The following is a 3,666-nucleotide window of genomic DNA, read 5'->3' on the forward strand; positions in this document are numbered from 1 at the left end:
AAGTCATCGCGCCATTATCGCCCCTTTTCGCCCCCTCTCCCCTGCGGGGAGAGGTTTGGGGTGAGGGGGCGGGTCTTGCGGCAAAGGAAAATCGAGCGAGGCTCTGATTGCTCTCAAGGCGAGCCCCGGCCCCTCACCCTAACCCTCTCCCCGAAGGGGAGAGGGGACTTAAGAGCGAGGCAGGATCAGCATCGCGTCGCCATAGGAGAAGAACCGGTATCTCTCCCGCACCGCATGCTTATAAGCCTCCAGCACGAACTCGCGCCCGGCCAGCGCCGACACCAGCATCAGCAGGGTCGACTGCGGCAGGTGGAAATTGGTGATCAGGCCATCGATGCTGGTGATGCGGTAGCCCGGAAAGATGAAGATCTGCGTTTCGCCCGCGAACGGATGCAGTTGTCCGTCCTTCGTCGCGCTCTCCAGCGCCCGCACCACCGTGGTGCCCACTGCGATCACCCGCCCGCCGGCCGCGCGCGTGCGGCGCACCTTCTCCACCAGCGCGGCGCCCACGTTGAGCCATTCCCGGTGCATGGTGTGCTGGTGGACGTCATCCACCCGCACCGGCTGGAAGGTGCCGGCGCCCACGTGCAGCGTGACGTAGCCGGAATCCACGCCGAGCTCGCGCAGCCGTCCGAGCAGCGGCTCGTCGAAATGCAGGCCGGCGGTGGGCGCGGCGACGGCGCCCGGTTCGCGCGCATAGACCGTCTGGTAGCGCTCCAGGTCGGCGGCGTCCGCGTGGCGCTCGATATAGGGCGGCAGCGGCATCTCGCCGAGCTTCGAAAGCAGCTTCTCCAGCGGTTCGGGCGACTCGAAGTGCAGCTTGAAGAAGGCGCCTTCACGGCCGAGCACGATGGCGTGGCTGCCGTCCGCCAGCTCGATCCGGCCGCCCTCCTTCGGTTTCTTGCTCACCCCCAGTTGCACGGTGGCCTCGTGCGCGCCGGTGACGCGCTCGATCAGGATCTCGACCGCGCCGCCGGAATCCTTGTGCCCGTACAGGCGGGCCGGCAGCACGCGGGTGTCGTTGAACACCAGCAGGTCGCCGGGGCGCAGGAACGAGGGCAGCTCGCGGAACTGCCGGTCCTCCAGCGCGCACGCCGCCGGATCCAGCCACAGCAGCCGGCTCGCCGAGCGCTCCGGCAACGGGGCCTGGGCGATCAGCTCGGGTGGCAGGTCGAAATCGAAATCGGACTTCTTCAAGGCATTCTCTGTGGGATGCGTGGGAGCCGTGCCTATCGGTAAACGGGTGACGGCGATCGACAATGATAGCCCCGCGCCGCCGCGTCCGTGCTGCGCTGCGCATCGGCTACACACGGCATATCTGCTAGCTTTGCGGGCTTTGCATCGACTTGGGGACGACCCTGCATGTTCGAGCGCGTACTGATTGCCAACCGCGGCGAGATCGCCTGCCGCGTGATCCGCACCTGCCGGCGGCTCGGCATCCACACCATCGCGGTGTATTCGGAAGCCGACAGGGATGCCCGGCACGTGCGCCTGGCCGACGAGGCCTGGCCGATCGGCGGCCCGCGCCCGGCCGATTCCTACCTGCGCGGCGAGGCCATCCTGGAGGTGGCGAAGCGGACCGGCGCGCAGGCGATTCACCCGGGCTACGGCTTCCTTTCCGAGAACACCGGCTTCGCCCGCGCCTGCGTCGACGCCGGCATCGCGTTCATCGGCCCCAGGCCGGAGAGCATCGATGCGATGGGCTCCAAGGCAGCCGCCAAGGCGCTGATGGAAAAGCATGCCGTGCCGCTGGTGCCCGGCTACCACGGCGAGAACCAGGACCCCGCGTTCCTGGCCGGGCAGGCGCGCAAGACCGGCTTCCCGCTGATGATCAAGGCAGCGGCTGGCGGCGGCGGCAAGGGCATGCGCATCGTGCGCGGCGAAGCCGAGTTCGCCGACGCGTTGGCGTCGGCGCAGCGCGAATCGGCCAACGCCTTCGGCGACACCCGGGTGATCCTGGAGCGCTACGTCGATCACCCGCGGCACATCGAGTTCCAGGTGTTCGGCGACAGCCACGGCAACGTGATCCATCTGAACGAGCGCGAGTGTTCCTCGCAGCGGCGCTACCAGAAGGTGCTGGAGGAAACGCCCTCGCCCTTCCTCACGCCGGCGCGGCGCCAGGCCATGGGCGAGGCGGCGGTGGCTGCCGCCAGGGCGGTCGACTATGTCGGTGCGGGCACGGTGGAGTTCATCGTCGGCGCCGATGGCGAGTTCTTCTTCATGGAGATGAACACCCGCCTGCAGGTCGAGCATCCGGTCACCGAGGAAACGCTGGGCCTGGACCTGGTCGAGTGGCAATTGCGCGTGGCCGCGGGCCAGCCGCTGCCGCTTTCGCAGGAGCAGGTCCGCGCGCACGGCCACGCCATCGAGGTGCGCCTGTACGCCGAGGACCCGGAGCAGAACTTCCTGCCCGGCTCGGGCAAGCTGCTGCGACTGCGCCTGCCCGCGCCGTCGAAGCACGTGCGCATCGACGGCGGCGTGGTCGAGGGCGACACCGTCACGATCTTCTACGATCCGATGATCGCCAAGCTGATCGTGTGGGACGTCGACCGCCCGCAGGCGCTGGAACGGCTGCGTGAGGCGCTGGCCCAGTGCGAGATCGTCGGCCCGAAGTCCAACATCGCCTTCCTCGAGCGGCTGGCGCGGCATCCGTCCGTGGTCGAGGGCCGCATCGACACCGGCTACCTCGACCGCCACCTGGACGAGTTCCTCCAGGGCGACGCGGCGCCGGCCGACCGCGTGCTGTTCGCCGCCGCCACCGCGGCGCTGCTGCAGGAAGAGCGCAGCGTGCAGGCCGATCCGGCCGATCCGCACTCGCCCTGGGCCAGTGCCAACGCCTGGCGCATCGGCCATGCCGGCAAGCGCGTGGTGGCGCTGGCGTTGCACGAGCAGCGCTACGAGGTCGCCGCGCATGGCCACGGCGGCGACTATCGCCTCGAGCATGGCGAGGCGGCCTGCGAGGTCCGCGGCGCACGGCTGGAGCCGGACGCCCTCAGCGCCCGCTTCGACGGCGAGGCGCAACGCCTGGGCGCGCGGGTCGACGACGCCCGCGTGCTGCTGCACGACGACGCCGGCCGCCGCCATCGCTTCGTGCGCGCTCCCGCCTTCGCCTGGGCCTCGACCGAAAGCGCCGGCGGCAACCAGGTCGTCGCGCCGATGCCAGGCCGCATCGTGCTGGTGAAGGCGAAGGCCGGCGACAGCGTCGACGAGGGCCAGGAGCTGCTGGTGATGGAGGCGATGAAGATGGAGCTGGCGCTCAAGGCGCCACGCGCCGGCACCATCGAGAGCGTCAGCGCGAACCAGGGCGAGTTCGTCGAAGCGGACGCGGTGCTGGTGCGCTTCGAAAGCTGAAGCGAGCACGATCCGCTCCCTCTCCCCTTCCGGGGAGAGGGTTGGGTGAGGGGAGACTCTTGCGGGGAAGCCGCTCCAAGGCGTGGCTTTTCTCAAGCGCCCTTCGCGCCACCCACCTTTCCCTCGGGCCCCGGCCCCTCACCCTGCCCTCTCCCCGCAGGGGAGAGAGTTCAAGGACGAGGACGAGGCAAAAAAAGCGGCCATCGAGGTCGCCTTTTCATCACTACTTTACTTTCGGGAACCGTGGACCATCGCGATCCGCTCCCTCTCCCCTCCGGGGAGAGGGTTGGGGTGAGGGGCCGCTCTTGCGGGGAA

Annotated in this window: 2 protein-coding genes; one reads left to right on the forward strand and one right to left on the reverse strand. The window is 69.2% G+C overall.

What is annotated here, in order from left to right:
• Positions 1-168: 168 nt before the first annotated feature.
• Positions 169-1,197, reverse strand: coding sequence for a tRNA preQ1(34) S-adenosylmethionine ribosyltransferase-isomerase QueA (queA, locus tag AAIL17_RS18165; protein ID WP_424684232.1), 1,029 nt, complete (start codon positions 1,195-1,197; stop codon positions 169-171).
• Positions 1,198-1,362: 165 nt separating this feature from the next.
• Here queA and AAIL17_RS18170 point away from each other — a divergent pair, with 165 nt between their 5' ends.
• Positions 1,363-3,351: a biotin carboxylase N-terminal domain-containing protein gene (locus tag AAIL17_RS18170; protein ID WP_424684233.1), complete on the forward strand. Its 1,989-nt coding sequence runs from the start codon at positions 1,363-1,365 to the stop codon at positions 3,349-3,351.
• The last annotated feature ends 315 nt before the right edge of the window (positions 3,352-3,666 follow it).

It is taken from the genome of Frateuria sp. YIM B11624 (genome assembly GCF_049727805.1).
GTDB lineage: Bacteria > Pseudomonadota > Gammaproteobacteria > Xanthomonadales > Rhodanobacteraceae > Frateuria_A.